The 17,358-nt window shown below is 38.6% G+C and carries 9 protein-coding genes and 1 pseudogene; 6 read left to right on the forward strand and 4 right to left on the reverse strand.

Annotated elements, in window-relative coordinates; translation table 11 throughout:
* The first annotated feature begins 442 nt into the window (after positions 1–442).
* Positions 443–1,714, forward strand: a complete 1,272-nt coding sequence (locus tag ACHFIZ_RS01770; RefSeq protein WP_410882256.1) for a 6-bladed beta-propeller — start codon at positions 443–445, stop codon at positions 1,712–1,714.
* 39 nt (positions 1,715–1,753) lie between these two features.
* Positions 1,754–4,594, forward strand: a complete 2,841-nt coding sequence (locus ACHFIZ_RS01775; protein ID WP_410882258.1) for an outer membrane beta-barrel protein — start codon at positions 1,754–1,756, stop codon at positions 4,592–4,594.
* A gap of 536 nt (positions 4,595–5,130) precedes the next feature.
* Here ACHFIZ_RS01775 and ACHFIZ_RS01780 read toward each other — a convergent pair.
* Positions 5,131–6,009 (reverse strand): annotated as a pseudogene (locus tag ACHFIZ_RS01780) (IS4 family transposase); the annotation flags it as partial.
* A gap of 562 nt (positions 6,010–6,571) precedes the next feature.
* On the opposite strand from ACHFIZ_RS01780, the gene ACHFIZ_RS01785 reads away from it, so the two are divergent.
* Complete coding sequence (locus ACHFIZ_RS01785) at positions 6,572–8,017, forward strand: alpha/beta hydrolase family protein (protein ID WP_410882260.1); 1,446 nt, start codon at positions 6,572–6,574, stop codon at positions 8,015–8,017.
* A gap of 199 nt (positions 8,018–8,216) precedes the next feature.
* On the opposite strand, the gene ACHFIZ_RS01790 is transcribed toward ACHFIZ_RS01785, so the two are convergent.
* Entirely contained in the window at positions 8,217–9,749 is a 1,533-nt protein-coding gene (locus tag ACHFIZ_RS01790; RefSeq protein WP_410882262.1) for a Do family serine endopeptidase, read from the reverse strand.
* A gap of 172 nt (positions 9,750–9,921) precedes the next feature.
* Here ACHFIZ_RS01790 and dapF point away from each other — a divergent pair, with 172 nt between their 5' ends.
* Positions 9,922–10,707 (forward strand): diaminopimelate epimerase, encoded by a 786-nt coding sequence (gene dapF / locus ACHFIZ_RS01795; RefSeq protein WP_410882264.1) that lies wholly within the window; start codon positions 9,922–9,924, stop codon positions 10,705–10,707.
* On the opposite strand, the gene ACHFIZ_RS01800 is transcribed toward dapF, so the two are convergent.
* A complete protein-coding gene (locus tag ACHFIZ_RS01800; RefSeq protein WP_410882266.1) occupies positions 10,704–12,998 on the reverse strand; it encodes a helix-turn-helix domain-containing protein in 2,295 nt (764 codons plus the stop codon). The two genes, dapF and ACHFIZ_RS01800, sit on opposite strands and share 4 nt — an antisense overlap.
* Positions 12,999–13,085: 87 nt before the next feature.
* Here ACHFIZ_RS01800 and ACHFIZ_RS01805 point away from each other — a divergent pair, with 87 nt between their 5' ends.
* Both ACHFIZ_RS01805 and ACHFIZ_RS01810 read left to right on the forward strand, forming a co-directional pair.
* Positions 13,086–15,881, forward strand: a complete 2,796-nt coding sequence (locus tag ACHFIZ_RS01805) for an outer membrane beta-barrel family protein (protein WP_410882268.1) — start codon at positions 13,086–13,088, stop codon at positions 15,879–15,881.
* 9 nt (positions 15,882–15,890) lie between these two features.
* Positions 15,891–16,661, forward strand: coding sequence for a GLPGLI family protein (locus tag ACHFIZ_RS01810; RefSeq protein WP_410882270.1), 771 nt, complete (start codon positions 15,891–15,893; stop codon positions 16,659–16,661).
* Here ACHFIZ_RS01810 and ACHFIZ_RS01815 read toward each other — a convergent pair.
* Entirely contained in the window at positions 16,658–17,353 is a 696-nt protein-coding gene (locus ACHFIZ_RS01815) for a response regulator transcription factor (protein ID WP_410882272.1), read from the reverse strand. The genes ACHFIZ_RS01810 and ACHFIZ_RS01815 overlap by 4 nt on opposite strands.
* Between the last annotated feature and the right edge of the window lie 5 nt (positions 17,354–17,358).

A 17,358-nucleotide genomic window follows, 5' to 3' on the forward strand; every position in this document is an offset into this window, starting at 1 on the left:
TAAATAATTAACATTGTAAGGATTGTCGTCCTAACAAAGGGGAGTACATTATAATACAGGTAGTCACAATATTATCTGTGAAACTTCTGCGTCGATAAGATTTAGAAAATCTCAATAAACGAAGATATATGCGGCCAATAGCCGTATAATGGTTGAAAGACTAAATTGTTTGAACCTTATTAGCTATCTTTCTTTCAGCTGTTGAATTGTGAAAGCTTTTGCGTAATAGACAAATGTTGAAAGCATTTAAGTTCTACAAACATATACTAAGTATTAGCGTCCTTATGCTTGTTACAACAACAACAGTAATAGCTGACTTCCTTACAGGGATTGTACTTATCGCTTATTAAATATGTTTTTAGAAAAAAATATTAATTTTAAAATTTAGGTGTACTGTTCATTTTATATTTTGTAATTTACAAGCAACGAAACCTAACCATATATGATGTTATTAACCTCTCCAAAGATTAAATTTATTAAATATCAAAGCTTATTAATCGCTTCTCTCCTTGTACTTCATACTCTTAACAGCAATGGACAAGGTAATAAAGTTGACAGTTCAAAAATGACTACGATACGCATTGACCTGAAAAATGCAAAAGGTGGAAAAGTTTCGAAGGTATTTGAAGACATTCAATATATACCCTTGCAAACTACAAAGGAGAGTCTTTTTGGAACAATTTCTAAAATTTTAATAGCGGATCAACACTATGTCATCTACGATGATGATACTCATTCGATTCTCGTCTTCGATTTGAAAGGCAAATTTAAATCAAAGATTGAAGCCGCAAAATTAAAGCTAGATGGAGGAGAATTTGATTATGGTATGCGTGGGTTTAATATAAAAAGCCAGCCTGAACGAAGTCTGATACGTATACTAGCTGGAAAGCATTTCTTTTATTATGATTTTACTGGAAAAATCGTACAAAAAATTCTCGTGGAAGATGATATTTATGATTGGGGTTTAAGATTTCCAGACGGTACAGCTATAGACGAAGCTATGCGGGGGCAGGATAAGGTTGAGTATGATCTTATGCTTACAAAGAATGATAAACAAGTCGCGGCTTTCTTTCCCTACAGTTCAGAAAGACATAAAGATAATTATTTTCACTCAACAGTAGATATCTTTACAAACTCAGGGATTCCTAATGAACTATTTTTCACAAACTGGTATGACTATAATATTTATACGGTCACTCCTAATAACCTTTACCTAACCTATCGTATGTTACTGCCGTCAGAAAATTCATTACCAACGGATTTTAAAACTAATCCCGTTTATTTTGGAAAGCGGAAGGAATATTTTAAAGAACACCAGAGTAAAATTTCTGAGCTAAAAAACGTCTTTAAAATCGGTGACAATCTTTTCTTTAAAACATATACAATGAACAGCAGGGAAATGAGAAACAGCTTGATTCACAATCTGAAAAATGGAATGTTGACGTCTATTAAAGACCTAGAACCCGATGAAACTTCCATGTTTCTTCCCGTGACAGATATGGGAGAATTCAATGACTTCGACAGATCAGGCTTTCAACTTTTCGACGGCACCTATCTATACACCACCATATCCTCATTGGCAATGTTTAGCTTTAAAGAGCAAAGTGCGGGTAAAAATCCGAAATACACGCCTACTTTGGAAAATTACTTTAAAACCCAAGATCGGAAAAGCAACCCGGTACTGGTAAAATTGAAACCTAAAAGAACCAGCTAACATCCTAACCAACATAAACATGTCAACAATTAACCTCCAATGCGCCAGTCTCTCTCAGTCGCGATTGCTGTTATTTTAGCGGTAGCATCATTGTGCACATCCGCTCAACAAAAGAAGACTGTTGGTCTTGGCGCCGTAAAAGGTGAAATACGCGACACGACCAACAATTACATTCTGAAGTCCGCCACTATTTCTATATTCCAGGCAAAAGATAGCATTCTTTTAGGGTACCGGATCACCAATAATTACGGTGAATTTGAGCTTACAAACCTTCCCATCAATATGCAATTGAAAATGGAGGTAAGCCACGTTGGTTATCAGTCTTTGCACAAGAGTTTCCTTCTAACCCGTGATAAACCAGTCATTGATTTTCAAAGTCTCATTATCACGCCCAGCGACATCACGTTATCTGATGTGACCATTTCAGTATCCCCTATCACCGTAAATGGTGATACCTTAGAGTTCAATGCCAGTGCCTTTAAGCTGGACAGCAATGCTACTGCAGAGGATATGCTTAGGGCTGTCCCCAACATAACTTTATGGGGCGACGGGACCGTCACAGTAAATGGTGCAGAAATAAAAAGTCTTAAGGTAAACGGTAAACTATTTTTTGGAGGGAATTTCGAAATTGCACTGCAAAACATTCCAAAAAATGCACTGCAAAAAATTCAGGTATATAAATCACAACAGAGCAATGATAATCCCTTAGATTCCACTTTAGAGATGAATCTAAAGCTGAAAAAGGGGAAAGATGTTGGGTACTTTGGAAAACTCAGCGCAGGTTATGGAACCAACAATAGATTTGAAACCGACCTTAACCTGAATATTTTCTCACCTAAAATGCAAGTCGCAATAGTTGGAGCCAGCAATAACCTCAACAAGACCCCTAGAGATATTGAAACAATAATGTCTAATAGTACTTTTAAAGGAGTAGGAACCCGGATGGATTATCAGCCTGATTTCCGACAATCTGGAGTTAATCGATCTAATACAACGGGTACTTCCTTTACCTACGACTTCATCGAAAAACCAGATTCGTATAAGAGAAATACGCTCAAAGCAGCTTATTTTCTGCAGAACAGGAACCGGGATTACCAGTCCGAATTGCTCAACACTACCACCCTTAATGTAAATAACAGGGTGTTAGAACGAAACGCCACCACTAGTTTAACTGAAAGTACAGACCAACGTTTTAATTCAAGCTATGACTTAATTAAAAATCAACATAATCTGCGCCTTTCACAATATTTCAATCACGACGTGGGTGGCAATGAAAACCGTGTTTATCGAACCGCAGAAAATGAAGAACGAGCCTTGACCAGCATTAACAACACTATGGCTTCAGAAACTTTCGATAATGACAGGTTCGGATTAAGCGCAGAATATCGTAAATCCTCAACTTCTGGAAAAAGAAAAGAACTGATGGGAAATTTTCGCGCAAACTACCAATTAGATGGATACGACCGTCATAGCCAGCGACTAAATATTACAGAATTTATGTCTTTTCTTGACCCACTATCGAATCAAAAATTTAATAGGAAATACAACGCCAATACACAAGGTTTAAACCAGCAACTCGACTTAGAATTGTCGAATTTAGCTCAAACTTTGTTCGGAGGGAAGCCTTTGGGAGTTGACCTTTCCGTCTTTAATAAGCTTTCATTGAACACCAATAAGGAGCAGCAACGGGTGCAGGATTTAGATACACTTACAACGTCATACGATTTAAACAACTACCTAACCAACAAACTCAAAGTTAATGTTTCTGAAGAGGTCCCAGGGATTGGTTTCAGTAAATCTATCAGCAACTCCCTTACAAACAGATACAGCAAATACACTAACATTAATATCACGTTAAAACAAGCATTTATTGGTTTTAAAAGCAGTTCTGCGAAAGCGTTTCAAACTCTATCAAGGACATACACTCGATTTGTTCCTGATGCAGACCTCACTTATTCCAACTATCAGTATGGCGAATCTGATAGGTATTATTCTGTATCGTACAATACCAAAATTACTATACCCACCATCGAACAACTTGCGCCGTTGACGGATAGTACCAACTTGTATTACCTTCAAAGAGGGAATATTTACCTTAAAGAATCTATTAAGAGAAGCATTGCTTTCTCATTCCGGCATGAGGACAGGAAAGAAACCAATCCGTTTTCTTATGGCTTTCAAATCAGCGCCGGTCAAATAGAGGATAATATAGTGGATAGTATTTTAATAGACCAGCAGAATAGGAGAATAATTTATCGGGTAAATGCAAATGGAAACAGATATCTTAATGCTAGTCTAAACTTAAAAAAGGCACTTAAATTTAAAACCTCTGAGTTACAGTTCAACCTTAAGAGTGATGTGAGTACAGCTAAAAATCCAAGTTACACCAATGGAACATTTGCCTTTTCCAGGAATGTTAATACCAACTCTACTTTGGACATAGATTATACCTACAGGAATACTTTTGCCTTATCTACCACTCAGTTTTTTAACACGTATTTATCAGAGCAAGAAGCATTCAATACTCGTTACAGCGGCAAAAATATGGGTACAAATCTGAGTTCGACTTACAATCTGACTAAAAAACTCACACTGAATACTAACATTACTTTTAATACCAGCGCTTCGCTAGGTTCTGATGCAATCAATTTTACAATTTGGAATGCGAGCGTAGTTTATAGATTTTTAAAAGGAAATAATGCTGAACTCAAATTTTCCGCACTTGATTTATTGCGTCAAAATACCAGCGTCATCAATTTCGGCACTGCAAATAGTTTTACCATTGGAACCCAAAACGTATTGAGGCAATATTTTATGACTACACTTTCTTATTATCCAAGGCAATTTGGAAAACGAGAAAAGAAAATTAAAAAAGCATAGCTGTCGATATATAAGCTAATCAAAAAGGAAATCCATGGATTTGTCTCAATAAACGAAGGTTCTGACTAAGATATTAGGGAGCTCTGTCTACCCATAACGATATAAAGATAAAGGGACCGCAATCTGTGATCATAGTCCCTTTATCTAAATTAACGCTCTCACCTACTATAGCGTTTAAACCTTTAATATATTGTTCACGCTAAAAATTATTTTATCACTACCAACCGACAAAAATCGAAAGTTGGTTATAATCGTTGATTCAGGTTTGATTTAGTGTACATTATTTTACATTTAAAACCGACCCCTGCTTATTATGTTGGAAACAATGAGAGGGTATTGGCCTTGTCAGTACGCTGTTTAGCCCATGCCCGGTTTACGTTTCTCAGCATCTCATATACATCCAGCATACTTACCAAATGTATTCTTACCATAGTGGCTACTGTTGAAAAGGCTTTGGCCACCTTCGCTTTCTTTTGCAATACGGTTAACAGGAGCTGGGCAATCAGGGTACACCATACCTGTGTGCGGATGGCATTTTAATTTTTTCCGTAAAAATAATGCAATTGAAAGTTTCGTTTCATTTTCTTGAACAACAACTCAATGCCCCAGCGTTTTTTGTATATCAAGGCTATTTCCTCTGCCGTAATAATGAAGTTGTTGCAGATAAATACATACTGTCGGTTTTTTTCATCCTGATAACTTATCCTGCGTAACTTCAATGACTGCACCTCTTTTTTTTGCTTGTAACTTATCTGTATAATTTCCTCTTTCAATACCCCAGCATGTTTGTCGGGCAGTGTTTGTTTTGAGAGGGTTTGCAATACTTCATAAATGGCGTTGCTTTTTTGACGGGTAACAAAATAAATGTTTGCAGTTGTCCATTGGGCGAATTGTTTGTAATAGTTGTAAGCTTTATCAAATACGATCATGCTGAACTCAGGTACCCGGATGTCTTTCAAAAAATTCTTGTCATGTACTTTTGCCTCTGTAATGCGCATGAATTTCCCTACGGATTGTACCGCATCTATCAGCATATGAACCTTTAACCCACCTTTCTTTTTGCCATCGTTCTTAGGGTTACGCCCTACACCTTTCAAAATATCGCTAAACAAACGAATGGTGGTCGAATCTACAATATAAAGCTCTTTTACGGTTAGCCCAAGTGTTCGGCTGTCCGACAAAAAACTACGATAACGATCAGTTAGCTCATAATACAATGCTTCAAAAAAGGTAGGGTTGCGATTGCGTAAGCCATCGCCTGCCGAGCTTTTGGCGGGGGCTTTCAGCATGTTTAAATGATTGAGCTTCCCACTCATTCCCTTTAGGCCTTCGCAGGTTTCTGCCATAGAATCACATCGGCTTAGTATTCCAAACATCATCGTCACAAAATGTGGCCAACTTTTAAACGCCTTATAATACCGATCACTTTTTTACTTCCTTACCAAATTCTGGAAGGTTACTTTATCTACTAATTGTAACACCTGGCTTAAAATCGGCTGACCGACTAACTTAATTTCAGTATTTTTGCTCATGTTGTCGTTTATTTTGCAAAACAAACTTACAACATCAGGCAGAGTGCTTAGGCGCTCTGCCTTGCTTTTATTTTTTGTCGGTTAGTAGTGATATTTTATATATTTTTCTTTAAGCTGTAAATTTAGAATAAGCACTGACAAATAGACAAAACAGTCTTATTAAACAAAATGTAAAAACAGGTTGTCTTAAAAAATCGAACAAAATAGACTCCTTAGAAAATAGTTAACTACTCCATTAAATTGTCTTCAGATTATCAATGAAGTATCAAAAGCTGCAGCGATAGGTAGTAATGATGTAATGTTTTGGGCATTTTTACATAATAAACGGCTACAGATCATCAACATTTTTGTAACTATTATTTCCTAAAACAGAATTTAATTAAGAAGTTCTCTGAAATTATGATCGTATGAATTGGATGTCTACCTTTAGTTAATACATAGACTTATGAAAAAAATAATCATCGTCGCATCGATATTCTTGGTGAGTGGAATCACCCAGGCACAAAATTTTGTTGGAGACTGGAATGGTGTACTCAACATTTCCGGAGCGCAGAACATTAAGCTTCGCATCGTTCTTCATATTTCAGAAAAAGCGGGGGTTTACACTTCCACTATGGACAGTCCAGACCAAGGTGCCAAAGGTATGTTAACGGATAAAACGGTGGTGTTGGATAACGCGATCACCATTGAGGCATCGAAGCTCGCAGTCAAGTATGTAGGAACTTACCAAGCAGACAGCAACAGAATCACTGGGACGTTCAGTCAGGGACCGGGTAGTATTCCCCTGACCTTGTATAAAGTGACCTCTTCAAATAATTCAGGCAGCAACAGTTTTCCTGGCGCAAAAACCGTTAAGCGTACTCAAGACCCTTCAGATATCTCCTACCTTCAGGAAGAAGTAACATTTAATAATACAAAGGCAAACGTTAAACTTGCCGCAACGCTGACCATGCCTAAAGACAAAGGGGCGACCAAAAAGTTAGTGATCTTAATTTCAGGATCCGGTCCACAGAACCGTAATGAAGAAGTAAAGCAATTTAATCACCGCCCATTCTTAGTTTGGAGCGACTGGCTGACCCGACAAGGAATCGCCGTGTTGCGTTACGACGATCGTGGAGTAGGTAAATCAACTGGAAACTTTGGTAACTCCACCAGTGCAGACTTCGCGGATGACGTTCGTGCTGCAATAGCTTATGTCAAATCTCGAAGCGATCTTGCAAAATTAAGCATCGGCTTGATGGGGCATAGTGAAGGTGGAATGATTGCTCCAATGGTTGCTGCTGATGACCATACAATTGGTTTTGTAGTTTTGCTTGCAGCTCCCGGAATTCCCACTACAGAGCTCCTTGTAATACAGTCGGCCGACCAAATGCGGTTGCTTGGTGCGGTTGATAGTGTTGTTGAAGTTAACGCTGCAAGTAACGGTAAACTATACCAACTTATTAAATCCTATAGCAATCTAGGCGTTGATGAATTAAAACCAAAATTAGACAGTGCGCTTACAGCAGATTTAAGTAGCCGCGGAGCAGACGTAATATCGAAAGCAGAGATTGATAAACAGGTAGCAGCTAATATTAGCCAGTTATCTGGACCATGGTTTCGTTACTTTATCTCATTTGATCCAACTCCGTATCTTAGTAAATTAAAATGTCCAGTATTAGCGCTTAATGGAACTTTGGATATGCAGGTGAGCTATAAAGAGAATCTGGAAGGGATTAGCAACAGCCTAAAGAAAGCTGGAAACAAACGCTTTGAAGTATTGCCTCTAACAGGTCTTAACCATCTTTTTCAAACCGCAAAGACAGGAGGAGTAATAGAGTATGGCGAAATTGAGGAGACAGTTAGTCCGATTGTACTTGCAAAAGTTACTGATTGGATCAATAAGCGCTAAAATATAAGCTAAGCTATTTTCATTTCTTTTTGCTGCTATAAAATAAGAGTCATAATTACGAAAAAGAAAATACTAATGTCTCAGAAAACGAAGGTATTTTTTAATGACACGTTCCTTTATAAACTTACAAAAGCCAGTAAATAAAAAAGGCTCCATGTTGTGAAAACATGGAGCCAAACTAAATATTTACTTCTCTAATCTATTTCGTACTAAACATCCAAGACATCTTTCCACCGTCTGGAAGAATGCCCACTACCTTGATCTTATCGGCTGATCTTCCTAACGCGGAAGTCACGTCAGCAGTAGTATTCAAAGGAACATCATTGATACTAGTAATAACAGTTCCAGGTATAAGATCATACTGGTAAAACAAGCCAGAAGTATTGGTTCTGGTTACTACAACTCCATTTTTAATACCCAACTTAGTTTTAACTTGAGGAGATAGGGCAGAAAACGTTGCACCTAACTTCTCAATGCTTGCCGCAGATGATTTAGCCAAAACTGGTTTCCTTTCTGTAATTGAAGATTCAGGTTTAAGAACAACACTTGTGGTTTTCATTTGACCATCTCTCAGATAAGTTAGTTGCACTTTATCTCCAGGGTTTAGACGACCAATCTTCTCTTGTAAGTCTGGAGAATCGTATATGATATCTCCCTCCACTTTCTTGATAATATCACCCTTTTTCAACCCTGCAGCCGCTGCGCCACTGTTAGCAAAGACCTCATTAACATATAAACCTGCAATATCCTTTACTTTAAATGACTCCGCATTATCTGCATCAAGTGCCACAAAGCTTACACCAATATATCCACGCTTAACCTCACCGTATTTTCTAAAATCATCAAGAATCTTTTTAGCAAGATTGATTGGTATAGCAAAGCCATAACCTACGTTAGTGCCAGTTTGCGAAGCAATTGCTGCATTGATACCTATCAGTTCACCATTTGCGTTAACTAATGCGCCACCGCTATTACCTGGATTGATAGCTGCATCCGTTTGAATATAAGATTCTATACTAGGACTAGATGGCGTTTTACCAGTTCTCTGGTATTCTTCATATTGCTCTTCTGTTGGCTGAGTTCTGTTTAAAATCCCTATACTACGTGCTTTGGCACTCACGATACCAGCTGTTACAGTGGTCTGTAAGTCTAATGGGAAACCAACCGCTAATACCCACTCACCAATTTGAACATTGTCAGAGTTACCCATTTTCACCACTGGTAGATCAGTCGCATCGACTTTTATCAACGCCAAATCTGTATTTGCATCTTTACCTATCACCTTTGCACTAACTTTCCTTCTATCAGATAAAATCACTTCAATCTTGTCTGCATTATCAACCACATGATTGTTGGTAACAATGTAACCATCCGGAGTTAAGATCACTCCTGAACCCGAAGCAGCTCCAGGCTGACGTTGTCCTCTTCTGTTTCCACCACCACCTCCACCGAAGAAATCCTCAAACATATCCATTGGAGATGATCCGCCTTTAGCGGAACTTGTAGCCCCATAGGAAGTTTTGATGTGTACAACTGCTGGCGAAACTGCCGCCGCGGCTTCCACAAAATCAAGTGTTCCAGCAGATGAAATCTTCGGGTTATTTGCAAAAAGTACATGTTGTTGTTCAGCAAAAGAAAGCTGGTTGTTCAATGGCTCTAATAATTTATAGCCACCAATTGCAGCTGCACCCCCTATAAATGCAGCCAGCGCTATTAATCCTAATCTTTTCATTTATATATTTTTTAGTGTTTGTTTACTACTTAAATAATTTAAGTCTTCTTTTTCTAGTTGACCTACTTTCTTTTTGTTGACTTATTCAAATTTAATACCATATTAACGATATTTGCATCTGTAACAAGTCATGAATTCTGTTAAAAATTGTTAAATAAGAAGCAAAACTACAATGAGTACTCATTTTTATAAATATCAAGGCGCAGGTAATGATTTTATCCTTCTGGACAATCGTGATCTTTCTTTTAAATATACTGATAAAGAAACAGTTTCTCAGCTGTGTAACAGGCGATTTGGTATTGGCGCTGATGGGATGATGCTACTTCAAAACCACAGTGCCTTTGATTTCGAAATGCTATATTTCAATGCGGATGGTAATCTTGGAAGTATGTGTGGAAATGGCGGACGGTGCATCGTTGCGTTCGCAAAACATCTCGGCATTATTGACACAGAAACTAACTTCCTGGCAGTAGATGGCCCGCATTATGCCAAAATTTCAGAAAAAGGGAATTGGGTTGATCTTCAAATGATTGATATAGATAGCATTAGTAACGATGGGGTAGCATATGTATTAAATACCGGATCCCCACATTATGTTGCTGAAGTAAAAGATCTGGAGAACTTCGATGTATTTAAATTTGGATCTGAGATTAGAAATAATGAAACCTACAAAAAAGAGGGCATCAATGTAAACTTTGTAGAGGACTTGGGAGACCATTTATTTGTTAGAACTTTTGAGCGTGGTGTGGAAGACGAAACCTATGCCTGTGGAACAGGTGTTACAGCGGTAGCATTGGCAATGGCCAGGCAAAACAACAACACAGGGCATGTTAATACTCCAGTGAAAGTTTTAGGCGGGAAACTGAATATCAATTTTGATTATGACGGGCAACGCTTTAGAAATGTATTTTTATGCGGACCGGCAGAACAAGTATTTGAAGGAGATTTTCGGGTTTAATCTTGACCCTCTGAAAGATGGGAAGCAATGCCTATTTTTATCTCACTAAAGGAATAATCACGACCAAGTTTATCTCTCAATTCATTTAACTTAATGGTTTTAAGGTCTTTGATGACTTTAAGGATCGTGCTCAGCTTGGCAGAGCCAATTATCTTTTTAGCTGAGATCTCTCCCAAAGCAATGTAATGAGCCAGGTGTGCTTCAATAGTACCTACCGTCATTTTACGATCTGCGGCGATACGCATAACGGTTTTTCCTTCATTGAACAGTCCTAAAGTAACTTCCTTGGTGTCAATTTTAGGCGCAGTAGAAGCCTTCTTTGTTGTCTTTGAAGTTTTTGCCTTTGCCACTTTCTTTTGGGTGAAATCGTCAGCGCCATCCAGCGCAAATACTTTAAGCATCCGCTTAGTCCTTGAAGATACATCAATCAGTTTATCTGCGTCTTCCCGCTTGAACTCTTTATTATCTAAAACTGAAGTTAGTAGTGCGGGTGCCTTTTTCATTTTCTTATAGCTCTCGTAAAACCTTGATTCCATCTCCAGTAGTTCCCCTAAAAACTCCAGTACTTGTTTATCTTGCTTTACCAATTCCATACGTTCAAAAATATGTTCTGAAAAACCGTTTAACAGCGGTGTAAAATACGTTTCGGCAGCCTTCACACGTTCCAGTAAGGCCTGCATTCCGGAGGGAGAACTGTCCTGACTCAGCCTGGTAATCTGTACCAGAAACTTTGAGGCATTACCTCTTACCTCAATTACTGTTTTAAGAAATTTTTCTGCCCATTTGTGATGCTTTTGCTTGGCAGATTTATTCATGTCTTTAGTATAAGAGTGCACATGCTCATAAACCATGTTATCTAAAGGCGCCAGATCAAAACATTGCAATAGGTAACTTCTTAAGAAAACTTCAGTATCTCTTTCAACCTGTTCCTGCAATACATCTGGGGCGAGCTTGTTTTTTGAAAACACTGATACATTTTGATCCTGCCTAATTCCCGAACCAGAAATCAAAGAAGTAAGTACCAATCCTTTTAGCGACCGCAATCTGGAAAGTGCTACGTAAATTTGTCCGGGCGCAAAAGCATTACCGATATCTATAATGGCCTTATCAAAGGTCAGACCCTGACTTTTATGCACAGTAATGGCCCAAGCCAGTTTCAGCGGATACTGTGTAAAAGTACCTACAAGATCTTCCTTTATTTCTCCGGAAACTTTATCGGTGGTATATTTGATGTTTTTCCAGGTGTATTTCTCGAGTATGATTTTCTGTGTGCTGTCTTCAGGTTGCACCTCGATGGTATCTGTTCGCAAAGCCGTAACTGTGGCTATTTTCCCATTGAAAAAACGCTGTTCTCCTGTCGGATCGTTTTTGATAAACATGACTTGGGCATTCAGCTTCAACTCCAGAATTTCATCCGCAGGGAAGGCATATTCACTAAACTCATCTTCTACCCTGGCTTTATAAAGAAATGAAGCGCCCGAAAGTTTATCCAGACTTTCTCTATTCAGAGCATCCGCTTTATTATTATGCGTAGTTAGGGTAATGTATTTTTCATTCAACGGCGCTCTAAAGTCAGCTTTATAATGCTGCTCAAGCAGGACTAAATCTTGTGAGGTAACTGTACTATTTCGAAGGTTATTTAGCAGGTTTATAAATACATCATCTGCCTGCCTGTAGATCTTCTCCAATTCGATGTACACTGGTGGGTTTTGTTTTAACACATGCGCATCAAAGAAATAAGCACTATTGTAAAACTGCCCAAGCAAATTCCACTCGTTTGACTTCACCACAGGAGGAAGCTGGTGCAAATCGCCAATAAACAAAACCTGAACACCACCAAAGCTCTCTTGGTTGTTTCTTCGGATGTAGCGAAGCACCATGTCGATGGCATCTAACAGGTCAGCCCTCAACATACTTACCTCATCAATAATGAGCAGCTCCATATCGACCAATACTTTCCGTTTGCTCGCCGTCATGTTCAGATGGCGGACAATTGATTTCGCTGTATTGTATTGTTGACTATAATGATCTCCATCTACAGCCGGTGCTTTCGGCAAGTAAGTACCGAAAGGAAGTTGAAACAACGAATGTATGGTGACGCCTGCAGCATTAATGGCTGCAATTCCGGTAGGTGCAACAATAACAGTTTTTTTGTGAGTCAAAGCTGTTAAGCCTCTCAAGAATGTTGTCTTACCTGTTCCTGCTTTTCCCGTTAAAAAAATGTGTTTAGAAGTATAGTTTACAAATCTTGCGGCTAACGTTGCAGGACCTGTCATTTCCGGATTCAGCATAAGCAAAGTTAAATTAAACAATTTAACATTTGAAATTTTTGAATACTAACTTTTTAGTTATACCTTTCGCCGAACAAATGCTCCCTCATGAAATTAGCAGCTTTAACACTCTTGTTATTTCTTTCTGTTACCCTTTCCTTTTCTCAAGACAATTCTTACCTAATAAAAGGTAAGGTTGTAGACACAGCGGCATCTTATACAATGGTGAATAGTACCGTAACTATTCTCAATCAAAAAGATTCGACGCTGGTTAAATTCTCCAGGGTCGCACAGGATGGAACTTTTCAGGTTAACAACCTACGTAGTGGTAAATTCATCCTGCTCATTACTTACCCAGGGTATGCGGATTATGCAGAACAGTTTAGCCTGGACAGCCTGAAGCGGGAAAAAGATTTTAATTCCATAAACCTAGTACTCAAGTCAACATTGCTGGAAAACGTAATTATTCAGGGGAAAGTAGCGGCAATAAAGATTAAAGGTGACACCACGGAGTTTAACGCGGGAAGCTACAACATTCAACCAAACTCTAAAGTAGAAGATTTGCTCAAGCAGCTTCCAGGAATGCAGATCGACAAAGATGGCAACATCACCGCCCAAGGCAAGGCTGTAAAGAAAGTCTTGGTAGATGGAGAAGAGTTCTTTGGCGACGACCCTACACTGGTGACAAAAAACATCCGTGCTGACATGGTAGATAAGGTTCAGCTTTACGATAAAAAAAGCGATGAGGCAGCTTTCACTGGTGTAGACGATGGTGTGGAGAATAAAACAATAAACATCAAACTTAAAGAGGATAAGAAAAACGGGTATTTTGGGAAGGTTGATCTTGGCGCAGGTACGGATAAATTTTATCAGGGTCAGGCGATGATCAATATCTTTAAAGGTAAACAGCGTATATCTGGATACGGAATATTTGGTAACACGGGCCAAACGGGTCTAGGCTGGGAAGACGGTGACAAGTATGGTTCAAGCGGTGGCACACAGTTTGAAGACGGAGTCTATTACATCGGCGGTGGTGATGACCTTGGAGGTTGGAATGGGCGATATGATGGAAGAGGGATACCGTCAACTAAAACCGGGGGCCTGCATTTTGAAGATAAATGGAATAAAGATAAGTTTGGATTAAACACTAATTATAAGATCGGATCGCTTGGTGTAAAAGGTTCAAGCAGCAACCTCACTCAAAATATTCTTCCTCAGGATGCAAATGGAGTTTTAAGAACGATCAATAGTGCATCAGCTCAACAGTTCGATAATAGTACTTTCAGACAGAAATTAGACGCTACACTTAATTTCCAACTTGACTCTACCTCCACCTTAAAATTAATAATAGATGGCACTCAGAAAGAGACAAAAACCAGAGAAGATTTTGCTAGCTTCAGTTCAAGAGCAGACAGCTCCTTGATTAATACAGGCGACAGACAAGTGACTAACGATGCTGATCAAAACCTGTTTAACATAAACGCATTTTACACAAAAAAGCTTAAGAAAAAAGGACGAACATTGTCTGCTACTTTAACTCAATCACTCAACCAGAATAAATCAAATGGCTTTCTAAATTCTAAAAATGAGTTTTTTAACGAGGCAGAACAATTGGACAGCATGAGAAACATAGATCAGTCTAAAACGAATAACTCCTTATCTTCTATTCTAAGTTCAAGAATCACCTACACTGAGCCAATTAGCAAGGCAACTTCAGTGGTGTTTAATTATGGGCTCAACCTTAATAACAGCACATCTGATAAGAAGTCATTCAATAAATCGGGAACCGGCCTATATGACCAATTGGACACCTTGTTTAGTAATAATTTTAAGCTAAATCAATTAACGAACCAAGGAGGAGCAACTGTAAATATCAAAAAAGAAAAAGCGACCATCAACTTTGGAACAAATGTAAGCGCTGTTCAATTCCGCCAGCTTGATTTATATCGCAACAGAAAGTTCGATAGAAACTTTATAAACTGGAATCCAAATGCCTCCTACAGATACCGCTTCTCGCAGCAAAAATCACTATCTATTAGCTATTACGGATATAACACTCAACCAAGTATAAGCCAGATTCAGCCAATAAGGGAAAATACCGACCCCTTGAATATTACAATTGGTAACCCCGACCTTAATCCGTCTTTTAACAACAGAGTATCTATGGGTTATAATTCTTATAAGATACTTACTGACCAATATATATATTTTTACGGATCATATTCTTTTATCAATAACCCAATCACTAACACCACTTTTACGGATGCCGCCGGAAATAATACCTATCAAGCAATCAACCTTAATGAAACACCAACTAACTTCTATTTTAATGGGTCTACGTCCAGAAAGATTAAGGCTATTGAGCTTAGTGTAGGACTTGATGTGTCCGCAAATGGCTCAAAAAACTTTAGCATGATCAATGGGGTTTTGGCGACAACGAGATCTAATAACTATTCTACCGGGTTATCAATTTCCCAAAACAAGGATAAGTATGACTTTAGAATTTCTGGGGGGCCATCTTACAATGACAGTAGGTCATCGCTACCTTCCAGCACGAATAACCAAGGCTGGGGCGCGACAGGGAATGCCAGCTTTAATGTGAAACTTCCGGGTAAAGTCCAAATCTCATCAGACGGACAATATAAATTTACTGCGAAAACACAGACCTTTAATCAAGACTTCGAACGTATAATTATTAACGCCTTCATTGCCAAAAAGTTCTTTAAAGCGGAGAATCTCCAAATCAGGATTGCTGTCAATGACCTATTGAATCAAAACGTAGGATTTGACAGGTCTTCTAGCAATAATATGTTTATTGAAAACAGGTATACTACCATTCAGCGGTACTTTATGGGAAGCATCATTTGGGACTTTAATAAAATGGGCGGAACTGCCAAAAAATAATCAAAAGCCATGAAAAATATAGCCATAGTTACCATATGCCTATTCTTAGGCCTTTCGACACTTAATGCTCAAAACGTAAGATTTGCTCCAGCAGGTGTAATAGAATTTGAGAAAAGCATAAATATGTATGCACTGATGAAGAAAGCGGCGGATAAAAGCACCAACAGTTACATGCGCGACATGTATGACAACTACAAAAAGAACAACCCGCAATTCAGATTGTTGCAAAGCACCTTAGTATTCTCTGCAGAAAAAACATTATTTACTCCCATTGCACCAGCAGAAATGACTAGAGGATACTTTAGTGACCCAATGGGAGAGCAGAACAGCACTATTTTTACTGATATTGCAAATGGCACATTTACTGCCCAGAAAAAAGTCTACGAGGAGACGTTTTTATTAAAAGACAGCGTTAGAAAGATTAATTGGAAACTAACCAGCGAGGTTAGAACGATCGCAGGATACGAGTGCAGAAGAGCCAATGCCGTTATTCTAGACTCCATATACGTGGTGGCATTTTATACAGATAAGATCCCGGTTTCTGGCGGACCTGAATCTTTTAATGGCTTGCCAGGTATGATATTAGGTGTGGCATTACCTCATGAAAATGTAACTTGGTTTGCTAAGACGGTAATCGATAAGTCGATCCCGGCAGCAGAGATGAAATCTCCCGCAAAAGGAAAATCGGCGGACTATAAATCACTAAGAGCAACGATTAATTCGGCGCTTAAAGATTGGGGTGACTATGCTCAGGCCGCACTAAAGGCTTTTATGCTTTAATTCACCAATAGTTTATAGCCCTTTCCGTGAACATTTAATATCTCAACTTTAGGGTCTTCCCGAAGATACTTTCTAAGTTTACTAAGAAATACATCCATGCTCCGCCCATTGAAATAATTGTCATCATGCCAGATGCTCAGTAAAGCTTCTTCCCTGGTCAAAACAGCGTTCTTTTTTAAGCACAGCAGTTTTAACAACTCGGCTTCTTTTGTGGAAAGCTTTTGTATCTGACCTTTGAAATGAATCAATTGGGTAGTGTAATCAAAAACGTAATCTCCGACCTCAAAATTGGTTTGAGTAATAGAATTCTCTGAACCTTCCTTACTCTGAGTTCGCTTTAACAAAGCATTTATTCTAAGAAGTAATTCCTCTATCCTAAAAGGCTTCGTGATGTAGTCATCACCCCCTAAATCATAAGCAGAGGCCTTATCTTCCATCATTGCCTTTGCTGTGGCAAAAATAATGGGCACATCTTGATTGATCTTTCTTATCTCTTTACCCAACGTGAAGCCATCCTTTTTTGGCATCATTACATCCAGGATGCACAAGTCAAAATCCTGCTTGGTGAAGGCTTTTAGTCCCTCGTCTCCGTCGACACAAAGTACAACATCAAACTTTCCTTTAAGCTGTAGGTAGTCTTGTAAAAGCAACCCCAGATTAGGGTCGTCTTCCACCAATAAGATTTGTTTCATGCGTT

It is taken from the genome of Pedobacter sp. JCM 36344 (assembly GCF_046546555.1).
Taxonomy (GTDB): domain Bacteria; phylum Bacteroidota; class Bacteroidia; order Sphingobacteriales; family Sphingobacteriaceae; genus Pedobacter.